Below are 19574 nucleotides of genomic sequence, written 5' to 3' on the forward strand. Positions count from 1 at the left end.
GAGCACTGATTGGACTAGGGGCCCTCATCGGGTTACCGAATTCAGTCAAACTCCGAATGCCAATGACTTATGTCCGGGAGTCAGACGGTGAGTGCTAAGATCCATCGTCAAAAGGGAAACAGCCCAGACCATCAGCTAAGGTCCCCAAGTATACGTTAAGTGGGAAACGATGTGGAGTTGCCCAGACAACCAGGATGTTGGCTTAGAAGCAGCCACCATTTAAAGAGTGCGTAATAGCTCACTGGTCGAGTGACTCTGCGCGGAAAATGTAACGGGGCTAAACGTATCACCGAAGCTATGGCAGTCCTTACGGACTGGGTAGGGGAGCGTTCCAAGCAGCAGTGAAGCCGTACTGGAAAGAGCGGTGGAGCGCTTGGAAGTGAGAATGCCGGTGTAAGTAGCGAAAAGACAAGTGAGAATCTTGTCCACCGAAAGCCTAAGGTTTCCTGGGGAAGGCTCGTCCTCCCAGGGTTAGTCGGGACCTAAGCTGAGGCCGAAAGGCGTAGGCGATGGACAACAGGTTGATATTCCTGTACCACCTCTGTTCCGCTTGAGCAATGGCGTGACGCAGGAGGATAGGGTGAGCGGCCTACTGGATGGCCGTCCAAGCAGTGAGTGTGGTGTGTAGGCAAATCCGCACACCGATAAGCATGAGCTGTGATGGCGAGGGAAATTTAAGTACCGAAGTCCCTGATTTCACACTGCCAAGAAAAGCGTCTAGCGAGGAACAAGGTGCCCGTACCGCAAACCGACACAGGTAGGCGAGGAGAGAATCCTAAGGTGCGCGGGATAACTCTTGCTAAGGAACTCGGCAAAATGGCCCCGTAACTTCGGGAGAAGGGGCGCCTCGGTAGGGTTAATAGCCCGAGGGGGCCGCAGTGAAAAGGCCCAAGCGACTGTTTAGCAAAAACACAGGTCTCTGCGAAGCCGCAAGGCGAAGTATAGGGGCTGACGCCTGCCCGGTGCTGGAAGGTTAAGGGGATGAGTTAGCGCAAGCGAAGCTTTGAACCGAAGCCCCAGTAAACGGCGGCCGTAACTATAACGGTCCTAAGGTAGCGAAATTCCTTGTCGGGTAAGTTCCGACCCGCACGAAAGGCGTAACGACTTGGGCGCTGTCTCGGCAAGAGACCCGGTGAAATCATAATACCTGTGAAGATGCAGGTTACCCGCGACAAGACGGAAAGACCCCATGGAGCTTTACTGTAGCCTGGTATTGGAACTTTGTGCATCATGTACAGGATAGGTGGGAAGCTGAGAAGCAGGGGCGCCAGCCTCTGTGGAGCTGTCGGTGGGATACCACCCTTGATGTACGGAGTTTCTAACTCGTCGCCCTTATCGGGCGAGAGGACCATGCCAGGTGGGCAGTTTGACTGGGGCGGTCGCCTCCTAAAAGGTAACGGAGGCGCCCAAAGGTTCCCTCAGAATGGTCGGAAATCATTCGTAGAGTGTAAAGGCAGAAGGGAGCTTGACTGCGAGACCTACAAGTCGAGCAGGGACGAAAGTCGGGCTTAGTGATCCGGTGGTTCCGCATGGAAGGGCCATCGCTCAACGGATAAAAGCTACCCTGGGGATAACAGGCTTATCTCCCCCAAGAGTCCACATCGACGGGGAGGTTTGGCACCTCGATGTCGGCTCATCGCATCCTGGGGCTGAAGTAGGTCCCAAGGGTTGGGCTGTTCGCCCATTAAAGCGGTACGCGAGCTGGGTTCAGAACGTCGTGAGACAGTTCGGTCCCTATCTGTCGCGGGCGTAGGAAGTTTGAGGAGAGCTGTCCTTAGTACGAGAGGACCGGGATGGACGCACCGCTGGTGCACCAGTTGTCACGCCAGTGGCACAGCTGGGTAGCTATGTGCGGACGGGATAAGCGCTGAAAGCATCTAAGCGTGAAGCCCCCTCCAAGATGAGACTTCCCACAGCGCAAGCTGGTAAGACCCCTCATAGACGATGAGGTTGATAGGTTCGGTGTGGAAGCGCGGTAACGCGTGGAGCTGACGAATACTAATCGGTCGAGGACTTATCCACACACTTAGCAATCATGCGTATTCAGTTTTGAAGGAATGAGACGAAAAGCTGTATTCCCGATTACTTGTAAAAAGTAATGGAGAATGCAGCTTTTTTTGTGTAATAGGTGTAACCGTGCAGAACAAATGCACGGTTTTTTTGTTTTCTTTTTTTGTCCCGCTATTCTCCCCTATGCTAGAAACAATGGAGAGGAGGGAGAGAATGTCTATACATCCGCTACGATTATTGGCTATATTGCTTTTCACTACATGTATAGGTGTAGCGACCTACATCATTTTGAAGCCGCATCAAGTGACCTATATACAATTGCAATCAACAGTGGAAAAAGAAAGTGGCCAATTACTTGAAGCGAGGGATATGGAGCCATTGACACTGAGACTGGGAGGGATCTTTCAACAACCCATTGCTCCAATTCCAGGCTTGATTCCATGGGAAGAAGGACAGAGCCTTGTCGGTTTAGCATTCACACGACAAGTGAAGGGAGGCCGACCATTATTGCAAAGTGATTTGGAACAAAAAAGCAAGGCGCAAGGCAGCGGAGGGATATCAGAAAAAATGACAGGTATGAGCATTCCCGTAGACAATGTAGCAGGAGTTTCACCACATGTATCCAGCGGAGAAAGTGTACACGTCTATGCTTCCTTTGAAGATGAGACAGGAGCACATTCTGGACTCCTATTGCAAAACATGCCGATCATTGGCGTTCAACGCGAAATGGAAGGTGATCATCCTAATTTGGTAGCTGTTACTCTCTCCCTGACACGTGATGAGGCTGTCTTGCTAACACACGCACTTCATTATGGAAAAATCAGATTGGGCTTGGCGGCAGTGAAGGATGGGGGAAATCCGGGAATAGGAGACGCAAAATTCGCTGCAGAGTTAATGAAGACGAAAACACGCTGGGGTATTCAAAAGGAGGAGCATGAGTGAAGAGGCGTTTGCTCATAGTAGATGATGATCGAGATTCAGTTCGCTTGTTAACGGCTCAACTTATAAACAGTAGATGGATAGAAGTGTGCGGGGAAGCAATTGGGGTGGAAGAAGCATGGGCAAAATTACAGGCAAACCAACCCCATTTGGTGTTGCTAGGTGGTATTAAGGGAACGGAAAGAGGGGTGTTATGTCAGCAGTTTCGGCTAGCCTTTCCTCATCTTTCATTTATTGCTGCTTGCTCAAGCAATGAACTGGTGTGGGAACCGTTCTTCCGGAACTTAGGCTTATGGGTTATTGCCAAGCCCATTGAACCAGGGCAAATCGAAGCGTTGGCCATGATGATACAGCCTCCAGGCATGGTAGCAGAAGCTGCGCCACAACAACACCAGTATGTAGTCCAGGAACAATCCAAGGGCTATCCGAGCCAGCCGCCTTCATTCTCCGAGCTGATCATAGATAGACTAGTTCCTGAAATGACTCGTCCCAAACAGCTTATTACTGTTTACGGCCCAAAGGGTGGCGTAGGAAAAACATTTATTTCTCGTGAGTTAGCGATTTTCTTTTCCATGCAAAAAAACGAAGGTCTCCCATTGCGGGTAATCGCTGTAGACTTCAATCTTGATCTCGGTACATTTGCGACTACTTTGAATCTGCCTCGTACCCCTAATCTTTTTACGTGGGTAAAGGATCTTGATGCTCAGTTGCATTCGTTTATTCAGAGTCAAGGAAAAGACCCGTATTCCATTAGCAGTGAGGAATGGCAGGAATACGCACAAGCCTTGCCGTTATCTCCTCAACAAATCGAGAAATATGTGGTTGCTCATCCTGATACGGGATTGCATGTACTTACCTCTCCCCGTGATATTCGGCAAAGCTTTGAAATCCGTGACTACCATTTATATCTGATTCTCGAAACGTTAAAACAAAGCAACTACGACGTCATTCTTATCGATACGGCTCCTGATACGACAGATGCAACGATTCAAGCTCTATTTTTTGCAGAGCATGTCGTGATGGTGGGAAATCCGGTGGTAGACTCCATTGAAAATATTCAACGATTGCTAAAACTATTGCGAGAAGCAGAGTACCCTGAAGAACGCATTCAAATTTGCATGAATCGTTTGCAGCGGAAAGAAATGTTTACCTTAGATGAAATTCGTGCTTACTTCCAACTTCACCCTAGCAAAAAAGTCTTCTCAATACCTGACGATGTGGAAGTAAAAAAATCGATTAACACCGGAACGCCAGTCATGCTCCAGACAGGGAGAATTCCGGCCAAGGAAGCCATTGAGACATTAGGAAAAGCACTGTTCCCCGTAGATGGGGAGCAAATGAAGGCTGCTGGAAAAGAGAAACAAAAAGAGAAAACATCTCTCTTTAAGTGGTTATGGGGATAAGGGAGGGTGTCATGTTCGATAAAAAACAGTTACTAGGCATTTCTAATCAATTCCGTACAGCGCATGAATTACGATCAGCGGGGAGGGGAATGGCGGGAGTTCCTTCGACGCTTCACGAAAAAATGCAAGTCCCCGATCACGAGCGGACGAATGAAAAATGGGTCGGGTCAGATAGAGAAACATCGATACGTACCGAGATTGTCGAGAAATACGGAAAACGATTATGGGAGGAAAAGCAGTCCCCACTCTTGTTAGATGAGCTGACGGCAGATATTCGAATGCTGCTGGAGTCGCAAACCACCCTGACATCCATACAAATGGAAGCAGAAGTAAAACGATTACTGCATTCTTTGACCGGTTGGGGACCATTAGACGCTTTATTAGAGGATAACGACATCACGGAGATTCTTTTTCACCGCTATAACTATCTCGTTATTGAAAGAAAAAGTACTGGTCGTCTTGAATCGCCGGACATTGCTGTTTTTCGCGATGAAGAGGAGCTGCTGCGCTTATTGGAACAAATTGCAGCGACAATGGGGCGTGAGTTTAATGAAACAAAAGCAGAGTTGCATACACAGCTTCCAGACGGTTCCCGGGTTGCCGCTACGCATCGCTCTATTTCTCCCGATGGTCATATGCTCACGATCAGAAAACACCGTGAGCTACTCAGCGAGTTTGACTACTTGCGGTATGGCTCCATTTGCGAGCCGATGCTTCTCTTTTTAAACAGAGCCGTCCGTTTATCTCGTGCATCTGGCATTGTCAGTGGAGGAACAGGCTCAGGCAAGACACACATGCTCAATCTCATCTCTCAGTATGTTCCTGATCATTTAAGTATTATTACGATCGAGGACGTTTTGGAGATGAAGCTTCAGCATCCTTTTGTGCGCAGATTTTTAGCGAAACCTGCGAATTATGAGGGCAAGGGTGGGTTTTCGATCAAGGATTGTGTTCGTTTGTCCTTGAGAAAAAGGCCGGATGTCATTATGGTCGGTGAGACACGAGGTGGTGAAATCGTAGATATGCTTTGGGCGATGAATACGGATCACCCTGGTAGCTGGAGCACAGCGCATGCAAACTCACCGCGAGCTTTGGTCGATTCAACATTGCCCATTTTATTTGGAAAAGCAGATGAAGGGTATAGTGCTGAAGAGCGCAATTTAATGATCGGTTCAGCACTGGATCTGATTGTTCAAGTAAAACGTTTTGAAGAAGATGGCAGTCGCAAGGTTGTTGCGATAACGGAGGTAGTGGGGACGGGTCAATCGCATGAAGAATGGATAAAACGAGCTTGCAACATTAAACAGGTTCTCCCTGATCGGGTGTATTTGCAGGATATTTACGTGTACGAAGCAACTGGGATGGAGAATGGGAGAGTAAAGGGTCATTTCAAATGGACAGGCTATCGCCCAGAGCGACTTATTAAACGATGGCTAGAGAAAGGGCTGTCGCGAGAGGAGATTGAGCAAGTCTTTTTCACCACTCCAATACCTCTATAGGAGGAGAAGGTATGGATATTAGCTTACCTGTTGCGGTAGGGATGGGGATGGCCATCCTCTTATTGATCATGCCAAACAAATTTTATATGCGAGAACCGATGGGGAAGCACGAAATCGTAGAAGTGCTCCAACAGGAAAGAAAAACAACTTGGAAGCAGTTTGAGGAGAGGTTGGCGAAATCGCGCTCAGGGTGGGGGGTAAACCAGTATGTGACCTTCTCTTTTTTATTGGGGATCGCGTCCTTTGGTGTGAGTAGTCAGATCTTGCAGTCTTGGTGGATGGCATTGCCTGCTTTGCTGGCAGGGATTATGTTTACCGAACGGTTGGTGAGTGTTTGGGGAGTTCGTCGAAAGGACGATTTCGAAGCAGGCAATGTAAAAGCGATTCGTCTCATGGCCAGTTCTTTACGTACTTCTCCATCGTATTTACATGCGTTTGAACAGGTAGCGGCTAGTCCATTTTTATCAGAAATCGTATTAGAGGAATACAAGCGTATTGTAGAGCTATTGCGGGCACAAGTCCCGTTAGAGCACGTAATGAATCGATTCTTTGAACGTACAGGATCAGCAGATGTCAAATATTTAGCGACCATTGTCTACATTCAACGTGAGATGGGCGGAGATATGGCCAAAACGCTCGATTTGGCTGCCTCTTCGATATTGCGGCGCCGACAGTCGCTCCGTAGACAAAAAGCAGCTATGGCTCAGATCGTTGCACAAGTGAATTTACTAAGTGTCATGCCGTTTGTTTTTGTCATTGCTTTGTATGTGAACAATCCCAATCATTTCGATCCACTAACGGCCACAATGGGGGGACGGTTTCTGATTTTAGGAAGCTTGGCTTCTATTTTGGTTGGGGGAGAAGCAATTCGTTATGTTGCGCATAAAAGCATAAGCAGGGGAGCATAGGAGAGGGTGCAATGTTCATTCTCGTTATAAGTATAGTGGTGAGTGTTACTATATTTCTGTACGGCTTGCCGTCTTGTGTGAGTAAGGGAGAACCATTCTCCGCCACACTTTTGGGCAGGATTGATTCTGAGAAACAGGCAAAGCTTGAGAAATCGTTTCAACAAGGACGAAAAAGGTGGACACTGATTCGAGGCTTGGAGAAAAACCAGGTACTGCTACAGCATTTCTACAAATGGACGGGTGTCGATAAGAAAAAAATAGAGGAAACATTGGCCCGTCTGGGGATCGATATAAGTCTGACAGAGATTGTCTTATTCCGGCTCATCAGTATGTGTTTCATTGCTTCATCTCTAGCTTCATTGGCAATGAGCATGGCTAACGGTGAAAAAATTGGTACGATGAATGGGCTTCCCTTAACGTTTAGTTTATTTTTGTACTTGTTGCCAAACATGCTGCTAGATTGGGCGGACAAGCGGGCAAAAGCTGAAATTCGTGAGCAGGTTCCTATTTTTTTCAGCATTGTGCAATCACTGGTGGAAGCAGGCATGCCATTGCAGCAGGCTGTTAAGCAGACAGCGAGACGATTTGATGCAAGACTTGGCAGAGAGCTTGCGAGCCTAGAAATGGGAGAAAAAAGGCATGGGAACTGGAGAAAGGCGCTTGAAGAGCTGGCTTTTCGATGGGAGGTAGATTCGTTGACTACCATCGCGTTGGAGATGAACGAGGCGATGAAAAAAGGGGTTAGCATATCACAAATGTTGTCTGTCCAAGTAGAGGAGCAAGTGAGACAACAAGAAGACGAGGCTGCTACCCATATGAATCGGTTAAATATCAGGTTATTGCCTTTTGTCATTTTGTTAATGGGCCTACCGTTGTTGTTCTTGGTGATGGGTCCTGCATTCATTGGCATCGGAGAAAGCTTGTAGAAAAATAAGCGCGTGTAAATATTTTTGCGAGAGGCACTGTCTTTTGGCAGAGTGAAAATAGAACCAAAATCTCAATGAGGAGTGAATGGAATGGGAGCCATCGCAGATTACGTCAAGCGTTTTTGGTATGAGGAGGACGGTGTTACGATCGTGGAAATGGTCATTATCATTGCCGTCATCTTGATTGTGCTTATTCCGACACTGACACAACTAGGCACTGCCGAAGACGAGAAGCTGAAGGAACTGCAAGAAAAAATAAGCAAATGACAAACGTAGTCTTGCTGGGCGTATTAGGAGCGGCAGCATGGATGGATTGGAGACGAAGGAAAATACCGAATACTCTTGTTTTTCCAGCGATTGCTATCGGCTTCTGGTATCAGTGGGAAGGTGAATTATTAGCTGGAGCATTGTTAGGTGTGGCAGGAGCCTTTTTGTTGACAGTTGGTCCCGTATTCTTAAAAGGGATGGGGATGGGGGATCAAAAGTTGTTGATGGCTGTTGGTGCTTGGACGAGCTGGAGTGTGGTGTATTCTTTGTTTTTACATTCCATCATTTTGTGCCTGATTGTTATGGTGTTCTATCCGCAAAATTGGGCTCGCTTACGCAACAATCTTCAAATCATGGCAGCCGGATGGTCGGCTCATCGACAAGTATGGCTTCCAGGCAGGGAAAGAACAGCCTTTTCATTCCCCTACGCGGTATATTTGCTGGGTGCTTTTGTGTTCCAATCCGTACGAGATGTTATCGGAGCAAGCGGATGATCACACACATGGGACGAGTGATACGTACGAGGGTGAAAGATGAGCGAGGCAGCCAAATGATTGAGTTTATTTTGGTGTTTCCTTTAGTTTGGATCTTGATCGTATTCTCCTTTGACCAATTCAGCATGATGTACAACAAGCAAAAGGCATTGGCGGCTGCTTATGAGGCAGGAAGAATTGCTGCAGTGCAGCCCAATTTCGGTTTGGCCAAATTCCATGCGAAACAGCGAGGTACATCGGAATTAGCACAAGGTATCGGAGTCCTTCATAAAGATGTGCAGTTGGAGCTTGATGGGAACGGCTGGAGAAAAGGTAGTCATGTAAAAGCTGAAGCAACAGTTTCATTTCGGCTTCTCGCTACGGGGGAATTATACGAGATAACCGAAAGCTATCACATGATGGTTGAAAATGCGGAGGAGAAGCAATGAATGATCTGTTGCACCATTTTTTGTTTCGAGTGAAGGAAGAGCGCGGGGCAACAATGATTACTGTGCTCTTCTTTCTCTTCTGCTTGGGCAGCCTGCTCTCTATCCTGTTATTTTTGGAGCAGACAGATTATCTAAAAATGAGGATGCAACATACAGCCGATCTGATTACCAAGGGAGCGCGTGTGGCTGGAAAATGGGAGTACGTGGATTCAAACGGTGATAAGCAAATCAGATTGTTTGCGACAACAGAAGAAGCTGAACGGCGTGATGCGGATATCATTCGCGGGGCACGTGAAGAAGCGGGGATTCTTTGGAGATTAAACAGGCCGAATCTGGAGGGGACAAGTGAAGAGGTCTCTATCATTCACCAAAAAGGTGAACGGCCTTATTTGTACTTGCAAGGAATCTATCATTTAGAAGTAAAGGTTGAAAAGAATATACCTGTATTTTGGGATGAGCTTTTTGTAAAAATGAACAGAGTCTCCCAGTCTGGAGTCTATGAATAAAGTCACAATTTTGAACAAAGGCACTGTTATTTTTGTCCTAATCCCGCATGGTAATTTAGTAGTATATTCCAGAAATGGGGATAGGAGTGAGATGACAGTGCCCTCAAAAATAGTCGATCGGTACAAACGAATTCTTAACGGAGAGCAAAAGCGTTTTTCCCCGTATGAGTTCGAAGAGGTGCAGTACCGTAAGCAAAAAGTCCAATTGGTTGTCAGATATGCGATTGAGAATGTAAAAAGATGGACACCAGAGCAAGCGCGACGTGAATTGAGCTTGCAAGATGTAAAAGAATTGAAGCTGCATTTAGTAAGAGAATTTATTGAGCCGCCTATCGAGGCGAAGGCTGAGGATGTGTATTATTTCGTAGAATTTGCTTATCCGTATTTACCTCGGCTTCCAGAAGAGCAACGAGTGCTATGGGTTTACCAAGAAGTGCTTTCAGGCATAAGACGTCATTTTCCCCCAGCTTATTTTCAGAGCATAAAGGGTGAGGAACGGGCAAAAATATGCGTCGACTATATGTGCAAGCATCTACTAAAGCTGGCAGATTTGCGTCAACTGCCAAGTATCTTCAGCAAAACAGAGAGAGCGTATACGCTCCTGAAAACATATAAACTAAAAATTCTCGTCGATACACTCTACTTTTCACCATTTGATATGGTCACTGAAATGTATCCCGAACTTAGTGATCCCTCTTATTGGGAAGAGTTATAAAAATATTTGCACAACCCTGCTGTCTTTTTTTACGGTAGAGATAGTTTCATAGGCTTATAAGCAGATGAAACGGCCGTACTCTACAGGTGAGAGAAGGAGGCGTTGCGTATGGCAACAGTAGAGGCTCACCAGAAATGCTCTGCATCCGTGGAGCAGCTTCTAGGGCGACAAGTACGCTACCAGAAGCACAAACCCGGCAGATATCTTTCAGTGGAAAGAGTTCCGCAGGGAGCGTTCCAGATCGAATCCGTACATCGATTTGGAGAGAGAGTAGTACTCAATGACGGACTGATTGTAATGGAGAATGCTCCAACCGTCATGGAGCGCGGGGGAAGGATCGCTCTTCTTTTCGCGACCGGAGAAGAACTTTACTTTGTAACGAAGTAGGTTCTCTTAATCGCCTTGCACGGGTGCGTGTGAGGCGACCCATAAAGCGAAATGCCTGGTTTATCAGGCTAAATAAGATTCGACGAGTCGAGAATGCTTTTGGAGAATATCTAACGCTCTATAAAAAGGAAAATGGGGGTATCTTGACGTGTTGGCAAAGAGTGCAATCGAATTAGTCAACCGCTGCTATGAGGAGACAAACAAGCTGACATTGTTGTCATTGGAAGAGTTTAAGGAATCCTTTATTGCTTTTGTTTTTGGAGATTACCAGGAAGAGTTTATGGTTCAGTATGATCTGGAAGAGTTTTATGAGCATCTGAATCAGCTTCAGTTATCGAATTGCCGGAGAGATTTTGATCGAGCAGTTGAGGAATGGTACATCACAGAGTATGGAAGCGGGTATAAAGGCGTCAATTATCATGACATTTTGTTTACGCTAGTAAAGGAAGCAGTCGTTCAATACCAATCGCCAAATCGGATAGCACTCATCCGAGACGTAACCAAGCATCTAACTATGCCAAATGGATTTCTTGCCCGTTGGCAAAATGGGCAGATACGTGAGCGTCCCATCCCCACATATTTTAAATACTTGATGAAGCTCGGTGTACGTACACATGAAGATATTGAAACGTTGGTAGACATGTGGCTGGTAGAGTACCCAAACGCATTTAATAAAAAGCAGCAGGAGCTATTTGCCAATCCACCGAGAAGAGGAAGACCTAACAACGTCGAACTTGCTCTGTTAATCGAGCTAGCTATGAAAGTGAGACCAGAAATGACAGCTCAGGAACGAGAGCGACTGCGTAAAATATACTATTATCATCGCAAGTCCCTCACTGTTCGAGAGATGGTTGAGAAATTTGAGAAATACATTGCCAGTAAAAATAAATCAAATGATTCCCAGGTGGGATAATCATGTTTCACCAAATGAGCCGCTTTGTCTCCAGGTTCCGTGATTTGGAGCAGCAGGAGTTTTCACAGTCTATTGAGGAAGAGCGGCAATGGAGAGTGCTTAAAGAAAAGCTTGCTTCGCCACCAATAGTTGAGCAACAGGAGTTGTATCAGCGTAAATGTATTGCTGTTATGAGTTTGTACGCACAGGCTGGAGCTAGTTTTCTTGCAAGTAACCTAGCGTATGCATGGTCAGGAAAAGGCATTCCTGTCACCCTTTGCGAGTTACCAAAAGTGACTTCCTATTATTATTTTGCACTTGATTTTGAACGTAGAGTTCGACAACAAGAAAGAGATTCTCCTACACCATCGCTCCTCATGCAGAATAACCATCTTCGCATCCAGATAGAATCCCCAGCACAACTTCAGCACGAATCTTCTCAAACAGATACAGCTAATTGGTTACTACGGATTTGTAAGGATAGTCCCATTGTTGTCATTGATGTTTCTTCCTACTGGAATGATATCCACTCCAAACAAATTTTTGAGCATGCCGACGAAATATGGGTAGTATTTGATGCAGATTTGGCTAGACTTACCCGTTTGTTCCTGGTAGATCCAGCCCCTACTTGGTGGAACACAGAAAGAAGAAAAATAAAAATGATAGCAAACAAGTGGAATAGCCAATTGTCTCGGGCAAGCATCATGAAAAAAGTAGAAGGAACGCTCTCCCTATGGGATCAGCAGCCTGGATCTACACAGGTAACTGACATGATTCCGTTGATGGATGGAGAGAAAACAGCAATGGCAAGCGCCAAAGCTAATCTACTATTGGAGCTTTTCCCGGAGGAAGAGATTGAGTTTCAGTCATTGATTCATGCTTATAAAGGAAGGATGTTATGAAGAAGCAAACATTGCTTGTCATTTGCTTAATTTCGTTTCTGCTAGCAGGGTCGTCCTTTTATGCGGCGACTCAATATATTGACGCGATGGCTGCAGAAAAGCTGTTTGCCCCAGTTGTAAAGGTAGCTGGAGGGAAAGAAATAGCAGCCTTTGAGCCGATTACACAAGATGATGTGATACTTGTACAGGAAGAAGTGGATGAAATTCTTCCAGGTTCAGCGCGTGATTTGGATACCGTTTTGGGGAAAAGGAGCACGCAGACTATATACGAAGGCGAGCAATTATTAGTGGAAAAGCTGACAGATTCGCAGCTTTTACCGGAAAAAAGGGAGGCGCGCTACGAGTTCCCTCTACTATCCATCCATCCTTTAACGGAATTACGCAAAGGTGATCATGTGAAAATTTGGGTCAAATACAAGAATCTCTCGGAGCTGCAAGACTATCCTGCACCACTGCATTTTAGAAAAACCAATGATACGGCAGATTTGTTATTTGAAAGTCAGCTTGCAAGCGTGAGGGACAATAATGGTATTGAGATCTATACATTAAAGCCGAGCTTGTTGCCATCTCCTGATCAGATGGATTCCATCTTTCATGGATCACGAGAAAAGCCGTTGCAGAATGGCGAAAAACGATATCGTGACTACCGGGTTCAGCCAACAGCACTACCTGCTTTTATCGGCTTTAATTTGACAGACGAGGAGTATGTGATCGTAAGTGAGGCAATGTCATATGGGATGCTTCAGGTAGGTCATATCATGGGTTCAAAGGAGCAAGCATCATGAAAATTTTAGTTTGTTATCCGATGAAGTCACTCGCCAAGACGTATATGCCTGTGTACAGTGATGTGCTGGTAGCTGAGTCGGCGGAGGAGTTTTCACGGCTTGTACAGCTTTATATGCCAGAAGCTACCGTGATCTTTTCCGAAATGTTCAACTCTCCCGTTTGGGAATGGCTTCCGGCCTTGAAAGCACAACTCCCACCAAACTCACCGTTAATTATTGTTCCTCTCTATCGGGATGAGAAGATGATTGAGAAGGTAGCGGAGGAGTCCAGGCTAGAGCATGTATACCTGTTATCGGCCCATTTATCACAAGAAGAAATACGCCATCAAATCAGTCTGATTCTAGGCTTCGTGCAAGAGTGTGCAGATATCGGATCGTCAAAAGAAAATGGGCTCGTTTACGCTTTATTGAGCTACGGAGCTTCTGGCATTACTACCTTTTGTATTAATTATCCCGTCATCCTAGCGAGACAGCATCCTGAAAAGCGCATTGTCGTACTTGATATGAATGACGCCAAGCCGGATCTAACACGTTTCTTCAAGCTCCAACAACATCAATTATCTTTATTTCGTCCTGACTTTATCGATATACAAACAACTGCCAAGCGTAATTGGAGCAATGTCTGCAAACAGAGCGCGCACTTGCCAAATTTGTATTACGCACATGCTGCTAGCAAATGGAAAAGCTCAGAATTAAGCAATCTAATTCGTGTGTTTCGCATGCAATTTGACTATGTATACGTCGATTGGGGTTACTGCTTTCCTGAGTCTGAAACTCTACAGCGGTTGCTTCATACCGTTGACCGCAATCTTTTATTCGTGAGAGCTGATCCCTTTAGTATCGATAGTGCCAGAGAGTGGCTGCATAAATGGAGAGAAAGAGGAGTGAAATGCGAGGTTCTGCTCAGTCATTTAGATCCTGGGCAACCCTTTCGAATCGGGGAGGATGTTTCGGTCTACGGTGTAGTACCACGCATTTCAGAGAGCAGGCTCAATCAATCTCATCAGAGCTGCAGTGTATTAATAGAAGAGTTTTTCGCTCCCAAATCGTACATCAGCAGTTTGAAGGAAATTGCTAAGGCACAATATATGGATAAAAGTGCGGTGTTTTGCTGATGAGAGGGATAGAACGAGAACAACCAGTTGGATCGGACATCCAAACCATCGAGGACATTAAACAAGCAGCAAGAGAGTATTTAAATCATTTTGGCAAAACTCGAGAAGAGAAGCTAGAGATGCAACGAATTCTCGCTTTGGCAGAACAGGGAGATCGTGATAGTCACAACCATATTATTCTTCGCTTGCAGCATTATTTTGAGGAAGTCCTCCAACGACCAGTAACCGAACAAATTTTGCCGCATGTCAATGGTTACGAAGGTCTCACCTTTTCTACATACGGGTGGGGCATACTAGATGCCGTCCTCCATTTGTCTCCGTGGGTAGAGGAAGTGCGAATTTCTGCAAACCGCAACATTGCCTACTTGGAGCAAGGGGTCAAAAAATTTCTTTCTTACACACCAAGCTGGAAAGAGGTTGAAACCCTTCAACAAAAGTTGACCAATACAGCGGGTCTATCTTTTAACGAGAAAAAGCCTAGATTGAGTGGATACTTACATTCTCTAAAAGCGAGACTGACTATGTTCACTTTCCCTTATTCCAGAGTACCGACCATTCTGGTTAGACGATTTACAACGCCTACTTTTTCACTCGACCAACTTCGTACACAGCAACAGCCAGCCTTCGACGAAAGAATTCAATGGCTAATGGAACAGCAAGTGTACGGACGCAGCAATGTACTGGTTATTGGACCGATGGCTGCAGGGAAAACAACGTTGATGATGTGTATGATGAAACTGAAGGATCCTCGGACAGAATATATCACGATCTTTGAAAGTGAACATGAGATGCGATTTGGTGATATTTGGCCAGGTGAAGTGATTGAACTCCAAAACGTGGAGGAAATCGGCATTGAATTGGGGCTGAAGTGATTGAACTCCAAAACGTGGAGGAAATCGGCATTGAATTGGGGCATTGCTTCAAAGACATGTACCGATCAACCGCGAATACAATTTTGATTGGAGAAATTCGCGAGCCAATAGAAGCGTACCATTTTATAAATGCCGGAATCAGAGGGACGGACGCAACAATCGGAGCGATGCACGAAAGATTTGCTCATAGAGCGTTACATGATTTGACCGATCTTGTGTATCAATACGGAGGGCGGAGTGTCGAGCTGACCCAGGAGCGGATTAGCAGGGCAGTCAATTTTGTCAATTCGCTTACATACCGCAACAGTGGTCACCGTTTTATTGATGCCATTCATACAACGGAGTGGAATTCATCTTTTAACCGAGTCGAATCTATTCCTCTCGTAGGTCGCAACATGCAGACGGGAGCTTATGAATGGACGGGAAATCAACTGAGCCCACATTTAGTTGAATACATGTGTTACGTCGGCAAAGCAGACATTGAAGTGTTGAAAGAGCTACGTCTTACCGATATAGGCAGGCAGCTATGATTTATACATTTCTTTTCCCGGTGTTTCTATGTCTCTTCTCTGGCTTTCTGTTTCTCGGCTTACACTTGTATAAGGGATGGAGAAGTCCACGCGTGTTCTTCCCGCGTACAGTTGAGGTATGGAGAGAGAAATTTTTAAGGCATTCTACCCGGCGCAAGATGTATGAACGCTTTGAGAGTTGGTGTCAAATCGTGGGAGGTACACCAGAAGGGTACTTAATACTATCCATGATTGGCGGGATAGCGGGATTCATCTCAGGTATTTTGCTAGGAAATATGATTGTATCCTTGTCACTTTTTCTCTTATTCCTCTTGCTGCCAACACTGATTCTATACGCCCGCTATACCGTCCAAATGAATAAAAAAATCAGCTCATTCTGTCGTTTCGTAGAATTGTTTGCCCGTTATTATAACAGTCGCAAAAACATCGTCCTTACCTTTCGTGAAATGATAGAGGAGTGCCCCAAAGAGTTATTGCCTGACCTCCTTCTGCTGAACAATAGCCTTTCGGATGGGGGGAACTCGGTTGCGGCAGTAGAACAATTTGCGCAGAGACTGGACCATCCGTGGGCTTTTGATTTTGCAACGTATATTTCCAGCGGTTTGGAAGGAGAAACAGAAGATATTCAATCACCTCTAAATCGGTTAACGAATGAAATGTTTGTACAACAAGATGAAAAGCATGAGCGTGATAGTGAAATATACTCCATTTGGATCAGTCTGCTTATCGTTATAGCCATTTGTATTTGTTTGATCCCCTACAATCAAGGGTTACTTCAAGATTCCTATCGTCTCTATTTCTACACGCCAGATGGACAAGCCATATTAGCGATTGCGACGACTGTGTGGACCTTTTCGATCCTGTTGGCGTTTATTTGGGGAAGGAGATATCGCTAATGCCAATGCTAATCATGTATACCTACCTTGGATTAGGCGCTCTATTTGTTTTTAGTGCAACGTTTATGATCGGGAAGTATTTGTTTCACAAGCAAAAGCCGAAGCTGTTTGTTTCCGGGGTGTGGTGGGGAAAGTGGGAGCAGGCACTCAAGCCTGACGAAGACGACAAATGGGAACAGTTACTATCACGAGCAGGAAGGCCTTTTGGATGGGGAAAACCAGAGTGGGTGTTTCTGCAATTGTTGACTGGAAGTATCGTTTGCATCCTGATTCTTATGTGGGTCGTCGTAAGCCGAATGGAATCATTTCCACTTCTGTCGATGTGCCTGGCATCTGCTGGGAGTTACATGCTGCCGTACATGGGCTTGAAGATGTGGGCAAATCACAGAGAAGATATGCTGAGCACAGATATCGCCAGATTTATCAATCGCTATGTGACCCTTCTAGAAAATCAGGTGCCCATTTACAATGCCATGGTCAAGGCAGCAAGACCTACTAGAAAGCTAAAAGAGTATATTCCTACTTTATCTGATTGGAACAGAGACCCTAATGAGGCGCTTGAGAGCTTTAAACGCAAAATTGGCGTCGACGACGGAATTATCCTCGTATCGAGCATGCGTACAATTGAGACGCTGAGCGAAGGACAAGTAAGTGCAACTATGCAACGAATGGAGTGGGCTGTCGATCACCGAAGAATGTTCCGTCATCGAAAAAAGATAAAATCTTTGGGGATTGGCTACACGGTCATTGTCTACCCGGCATTTTACATGGGGTTATTGGTAGCTATGTTTCCTTGGTATAAGCTGCTCACAGAAATTCTTGATAAATATTTGACCTGAGGAGGAGCAACTCATGACCAAGCTATTATCTATCATCATGTGCATCGTTTTCTCTTTAGGAATAATCGTTTCTAGCTTGTCCGAAATAAACACATCGGTAGTGAGAGAAGACGGGCTGAGAGATCGAGCAGTTGGGTGGATCGATAAAGCCATACCTTAAATCACGTATGAGAAAAGGGGAAATTCGAGATGTCGAAAATGTTTTTTATATTTTTAGCATGCGTCATGGTGTTAGGGATCGGTGTCAGCAGCTATGGCAATGAGTTAAGCCCCGCGGCAAACGATTCTGCCGAGAGCATTAACCAATCCATCACATCGCTGAACTACGATACTCGAAATGAAAACATCAACTATAGGATGCAAAACGGCACATCCTATACGTCGTCAAACTGATGCTGCACATCCACGTTCTTCTCATCATTTCGATTATGGTAGGGAGCTTGTGCGCGGTGCTTTGGAATCTCCAGCCAGAGGAGCAGCTTAAACAGACGCAACGGGAAAGGGTGTATCGAGCAGCGACGGTCATCTTCCATTAAAGAGGAGCTGGCGTTTCTAAAACGATGGTGAAAGCAAAAGTCTTTCTTATTTGTCTACTGGTCCTTCTATTGATCACTTCTGCACTGGGAGCTTACCACTTGTACGCAATGGAAAGGGCGATTGCCCGTGGAATCTATGCTGACTTACTGGATGATATGCAGGACATCGGGTATTTGGAGCCTACGTTAGCAGATTACTATCTCCTTAAAATGAAAGAACTAGGTTGGGAAGTGACAGGGGATGTGTTTGCCGGGAGCTGGCCTCGAACCGAGAGCGAGCGAGCTCGCAAAGAGCGGCAGGAGGCGATTACCTTGTCGGTTACCATCCAGCCTTCAAAAGTGACCCAATGGCTGCACAAATTTGTGGAGGGGGATACATCCTTTTCCTTTACGGGAAGCCGTCCGTCCGAATACTTTGATCCAGGGTGGTAGTGTATGAATAAAATGATTAGCATTTTGGCTGTAATGGCTATTGTTTTGCCTTTGACGGTAGGTTTGCTTCTCACCGGTCCGCAAAATCTCCTATCGGCATGCACGCAGTTTTTCGGTGATTTGCTCGCTGAAGTAACGCGTTTTGGTACAGGCTAATGGGTCAATTAATCGCTGTGATTCTGAACATTATGGTTATGCTACTCGTTCCATTAGGGCTTTTACAGGTACATACGGTTGTTCAGGCCAGAAACGAATTATTGGAAGTGAGCTCGGCCGCTACAAAATACGTCAGCAACCACGGGGGAACGAGTGAAGCCAACTTGCAACAAGAGGTTCGGGCATTGATTGCTAGTGAGCTGAGGGAGAAAAAGTTTTCTGTTTCGGATCAGGACTTGTCTGTCAGTGTCACTCGCACTCGTTCACTTGATCCCGTCCTATGGAGCCACGAAGATGAGTTTGTTGTGGAGCTGGCAATTCCATACCCCCGCTTTACCTCATGGATTCCAATGCCGGCTGATTCCTTGCAAGTCCAAAGACTAGGAACAGTTAACATCATGGACTACGATCTGTAAAAGCTCCCGTTAGGAGGCTATCGTTACGGGTATAAACATCTTATCCATTTCTACGATGCTGTTCTTTTTGCTGGTAGGTATGTTTATTGTAGATGCAGACATCGCCATGCAGAAAAAAACAGAAGTGAAGATACTCCTGGAGTTGTCTAATCATCACGCCACCTTTGCTGTTGATCCTGTATTGAAAACAGAGGGTGTGATTGATCTGCTAGAAGACGAGGCTCTTGAACGTTTTGATGACAGAATGTACGAAAATGGTGGATACCGTCGTGAGCAAACCTTGTTCGTCCCTCAAGCAGACAGTGTGACCACTGATCCCATACCTTTCTCGCGTTATTATGTGGATTTCCGTTCGTGGCGTAATGACCTCCAATTACACCTACAGTACAATGGGACAACACTCGTGACAGAGCGGGCAACGAAGGGGCCAGCGCGTCCGGGAGGCGGAATGCTGCAGATTACCGTCGTAACTGAGAGTGGGGAGGAACTACAGCTAGCACCGAAAGCAATGGTCGGTCCATCCCATGTCGTAGTTGCCTACATCGACGAGCGACCGTTTCTGCCGATGCTGCCGTCACATTCGTTTCCAGTCGTATCTGTAGAAGAACTGAAAGATTAGTCAGACTTATTTACAAATTGCAAATTCTTCTGGTACTATGTAGGAAAGTGCTTACCCAGCTTGCGATTGTGAGGAAGTCGCTCTCCGAACATCCCGTTTGCC

Annotated in this window: 23 protein-coding genes, 1 rRNA gene and 1 pseudogene (1 of these 25 running past the window's edge); all 25 read left to right on the top strand. The window is 45.8% G+C overall.

What is annotated here, in order from left to right; all coding sequences use genetic code 11:
• Positions 1 to 2022 (top strand): 23S ribosomal RNA (locus HP399_RS00925) (it extends 907 nt beyond the left edge of the window).
• 201 nt (positions 2023 to 2223) lie between these two features.
• Entirely contained in the window at positions 2224 to 2952 is a 729-nt protein-coding gene (locus tag HP399_RS00930) for a Flp pilus assembly protein CpaB (protein ID WP_173621214.1), read from the top strand.
• Complete coding sequence (locus HP399_RS00935; RefSeq protein WP_173621215.1) at positions 2949 to 4352, top strand: CpaE/TadZ family protein; 1404 nt, start codon at positions 2949 to 2951, stop codon at positions 4350 to 4352. Before HP399_RS00930 ends, HP399_RS00935 begins: the two co-directional genes overlap by 4 nt.
• An 11-nt stretch (positions 4353 to 4363) precedes the next feature.
• Positions 4364 to 5851, top strand: coding sequence for a TadA family conjugal transfer-associated ATPase (locus HP399_RS00940; RefSeq protein ID WP_173621216.1), 1488 nt, complete (start codon positions 4364 to 4366; stop codon positions 5849 to 5851).
• An 11-nt stretch (positions 5852 to 5862) separates the two neighbouring features.
• Positions 5863 to 6759, top strand: coding sequence for a type II secretion system F family protein (locus HP399_RS00945; protein WP_173621217.1), 897 nt, complete (start codon positions 5863 to 5865; stop codon positions 6757 to 6759).
• Positions 6760 to 6770: 11 nt separating this feature from the next.
• The gene (locus HP399_RS00950; protein WP_173621218.1) at positions 6771 to 7685 is read left to right on the top strand and encodes a type II secretion system F family protein; all 915 of its coding nucleotides are present in this window, start codon (positions 6771 to 6773) and stop codon (positions 7683 to 7685) included.
• A gap of 90 nt (positions 7686 to 7775) precedes the next feature.
• Positions 7776 to 7952, top strand: a complete 177-nt coding sequence (locus HP399_RS00955; RefSeq protein ID WP_017246982.1) for a hypothetical protein — start codon at positions 7776 to 7778, stop codon at positions 7950 to 7952.
• Positions 7949 to 8446: an A24 family peptidase gene (locus HP399_RS00960; protein WP_173621219.1), complete on the top strand. Its 498-nt coding sequence runs from the start codon at positions 7949 to 7951 to the stop codon at positions 8444 to 8446. The genes HP399_RS00955 and HP399_RS00960 overlap by 4 nt, the downstream gene beginning before the upstream one ends.
• Positions 8443 to 8874: a TadE/TadG family type IV pilus assembly protein gene (locus HP399_RS00965; RefSeq protein WP_173621220.1), complete on the top strand. Its 432-nt coding sequence runs from the start codon at positions 8443 to 8445 to the stop codon at positions 8872 to 8874. Before HP399_RS00960 ends, HP399_RS00965 begins: the two co-directional genes overlap by 4 nt.
• A complete protein-coding gene (locus tag HP399_RS00970) occupies positions 8871 to 9380 on the top strand; it encodes a hypothetical protein (protein WP_173621221.1) in 510 nt (169 codons plus the stop codon). The genes HP399_RS00965 and HP399_RS00970 overlap by 4 nt, the downstream gene beginning before the upstream one ends.
• A 97-nt stretch (positions 9381 to 9477) precedes the next feature.
• Positions 9478 to 10095, top strand: a complete 618-nt coding sequence (locus HP399_RS00975; protein ID WP_173621222.1) for a DUF4046 domain-containing protein — start codon at positions 9478 to 9480, stop codon at positions 10093 to 10095.
• A 108-nt stretch (positions 10096 to 10203) separates the two neighbouring features.
• Positions 10204 to 10482 carry a hypothetical protein gene (locus HP399_RS00980; RefSeq protein WP_173621223.1) on the top strand — a complete coding sequence of 93 codons (279 nt, stop codon included), beginning with the start codon at positions 10204 to 10206 and terminating at the stop codon, positions 10480 to 10482.
• Positions 10483 to 10630: 148 nt separating this feature from the next.
• On the top strand, positions 10631 to 11395 hold the full coding sequence (locus HP399_RS00985; protein WP_007725159.1) for a hypothetical protein: 765 nt from the start codon (positions 10631 to 10633) through the stop codon (positions 11393 to 11395).
• A 2-nt stretch (positions 11396 to 11397) separates the two neighbouring features.
• On the top strand, positions 11398 to 12276 hold the full coding sequence (locus HP399_RS00990; protein ID WP_173621224.1) for a CpaE/TadZ family protein: 879 nt from the start codon (positions 11398 to 11400) through the stop codon (positions 12274 to 12276).
• Positions 12273 to 13061, top strand: coding sequence for an SAF domain-containing protein (locus HP399_RS00995; protein ID WP_173621225.1), 789 nt, complete (start codon positions 12273 to 12275; stop codon positions 13059 to 13061). Before HP399_RS00990 ends, HP399_RS00995 begins: the two co-directional genes overlap by 4 nt.
• Positions 13058 to 14176 (top strand): hypothetical protein, encoded by a 1119-nt coding sequence (locus HP399_RS01000; protein WP_173621226.1) that lies wholly within the window; start codon positions 13058 to 13060, stop codon positions 14174 to 14176. Before HP399_RS00995 ends, HP399_RS01000 begins: the two co-directional genes overlap by 4 nt.
• Positions 14176 to 15578 (top strand): annotated as a pseudogene (locus HP399_RS31105) (ATPase, T2SS/T4P/T4SS family). Before HP399_RS01000 ends, HP399_RS31105 begins: the two are co-directional and overlap by 1 nt.
• A gap of 191 nt (positions 15579 to 15769) precedes the next feature.
• Positions 15770 to 16474 (top strand): hypothetical protein, encoded by a 705-nt coding sequence (locus HP399_RS01015; protein ID WP_228088432.1) that lies wholly within the window; start codon positions 15770 to 15772, stop codon positions 16472 to 16474.
• On the top strand, positions 16474 to 17313 hold the full coding sequence (locus HP399_RS01020; protein WP_173621228.1) for a hypothetical protein: 840 nt from the start codon (positions 16474 to 16476) through the stop codon (positions 17311 to 17313). Before HP399_RS01015 ends, HP399_RS01020 begins: the two co-directional genes overlap by 1 nt.
• A 13-nt stretch (positions 17314 to 17326) precedes the next feature.
• Positions 17327 to 17473: a hypothetical protein gene (locus HP399_RS01025; protein WP_007725181.1), complete on the top strand. Its 147-nt coding sequence runs from the start codon at positions 17327 to 17329 to the stop codon at positions 17471 to 17473.
• Positions 17474 to 17502: 29 nt separating this feature from the next.
• Positions 17503 to 17706, top strand: coding sequence for a hypothetical protein (locus tag HP399_RS01030; RefSeq protein ID WP_173621229.1), 204 nt, complete (start codon positions 17503 to 17505; stop codon positions 17704 to 17706).
• Between the two features lie 251 nt (positions 17707 to 17957).
• Entirely contained in the window at positions 17958 to 18281 is a 324-nt protein-coding gene (locus tag HP399_RS01035) for a hypothetical protein (protein WP_228088535.1), read from the top strand.
• A gap of 3 nt (positions 18282 to 18284) precedes the next feature.
• Complete coding sequence (locus tag HP399_RS01040) at positions 18285 to 18437, top strand: hypothetical protein (RefSeq protein WP_007725191.1); 153 nt, start codon at positions 18285 to 18287, stop codon at positions 18435 to 18437.
• Positions 18437 to 18853 (top strand): hypothetical protein, encoded by a 417-nt coding sequence (locus HP399_RS01045; RefSeq protein WP_173621231.1) that lies wholly within the window; start codon positions 18437 to 18439, stop codon positions 18851 to 18853. The genes HP399_RS01040 and HP399_RS01045 overlap by 1 nt, the downstream gene beginning before the upstream one ends.
• 55 nt (positions 18854 to 18908) lie before the next feature.
• Positions 18909 to 19472: a hypothetical protein gene (locus tag HP399_RS01050; protein WP_173621232.1), complete on the top strand. Its 564-nt coding sequence runs from the start codon at positions 18909 to 18911 to the stop codon at positions 19470 to 19472.
• The last annotated feature ends 102 nt before the right edge of the window (positions 19473 to 19574 follow it).

Origin of the sequence: Brevibacillus sp. DP1.3A (genome assembly GCF_013284245.2) — a bacterium.
Lineage (GTDB): Bacteria > Bacillota > Bacilli > Brevibacillales > Brevibacillaceae > Brevibacillus.

Excerpts from the sequence above, each read along its gene's own strand:
- HP399_RS01020 (WP_173621228.1), top strand. The coding sequence starts at position 16,474 with ATGCCAATGCTAATCATGTATACCTACCTTGGATTAGGCGCTCTATTT.
- HP399_RS01040 (WP_007725191.1), top strand. The coding sequence starts at position 18,285 with ATGAATAAAATGATTAGCATTTTGGCTGTAATGGCTATTGTTTTGCCT.
- HP399_RS00950 (WP_173621218.1), top strand. The coding sequence starts at position 6,771 with ATGTTCATTCTCGTTATAAGTATAGTGGTGAGTGTTACTATATTTCTG.
- HP399_RS00940 (WP_173621216.1), top strand. The coding sequence starts at position 4,364 with ATGTTCGATAAAAAACAGTTACTAGGCATTTCTAATCAATTCCGTACA.
- HP399_RS01045 (WP_173621231.1), top strand. The coding sequence starts at position 18,437 with ATGGGTCAATTAATCGCTGTGATTCTGAACATTATGGTTATGCTACTC.
- HP399_RS00955 (WP_017246982.1), top strand. The coding sequence starts at position 7,776 with ATGGGAGCCATCGCAGATTACGTCAAGCGTTTTTGGTATGAGGAGGAC.
- HP399_RS00990 (WP_173621224.1), top strand. The coding sequence starts at position 11,398 with ATGTTTCACCAAATGAGCCGCTTTGTCTCCAGGTTCCGTGATTTGGAG.
- HP399_RS01025 (WP_007725181.1), top strand. The coding sequence starts at position 17,327 with ATGACCAAGCTATTATCTATCATCATGTGCATCGTTTTCTCTTTAGGA.
- HP399_RS00980 (WP_173621223.1), top strand. The coding sequence starts at position 10,204 with ATGGCAACAGTAGAGGCTCACCAGAAATGCTCTGCATCCGTGGAGCAG.
- HP399_RS00960 (WP_173621219.1), top strand. The coding sequence starts at position 7,949 with ATGACAAACGTAGTCTTGCTGGGCGTATTAGGAGCGGCAGCATGGATG.
- HP399_RS00970 (WP_173621221.1), top strand. The coding sequence starts at position 8,871 with ATGAATGATCTGTTGCACCATTTTTTGTTTCGAGTGAAGGAAGAGCGC.
- HP399_RS00930 (WP_173621214.1), top strand. The coding sequence starts at position 2,224 with ATGTCTATACATCCGCTACGATTATTGGCTATATTGCTTTTCACTACA.
- HP399_RS01035 (WP_228088535.1), top strand. The coding sequence starts at position 17,958 with ATGGAAAGGGCGATTGCCCGTGGAATCTATGCTGACTTACTGGATGAT.
- HP399_RS01030 (WP_173621229.1), top strand. The coding sequence starts at position 17,503 with ATGTCGAAAATGTTTTTTATATTTTTAGCATGCGTCATGGTGTTAGGG.
- HP399_RS01050 (WP_173621232.1), top strand. The coding sequence starts at position 18,909 with ATGCTGTTCTTTTTGCTGGTAGGTATGTTTATTGTAGATGCAGACATC.
- HP399_RS01000 (WP_173621226.1), top strand. The coding sequence starts at position 13,058 with ATGAAAATTTTAGTTTGTTATCCGATGAAGTCACTCGCCAAGACGTAT.
- HP399_RS00995 (WP_173621225.1), top strand. The coding sequence starts at position 12,273 with ATGAAGAAGCAAACATTGCTTGTCATTTGCTTAATTTCGTTTCTGCTA.
- HP399_RS00965 (WP_173621220.1), top strand. The coding sequence starts at position 8,443 with ATGATCACACACATGGGACGAGTGATACGTACGAGGGTGAAAGATGAG.
- HP399_RS00945 (WP_173621217.1), top strand. The coding sequence starts at position 5,863 with ATGGATATTAGCTTACCTGTTGCGGTAGGGATGGGGATGGCCATCCTC.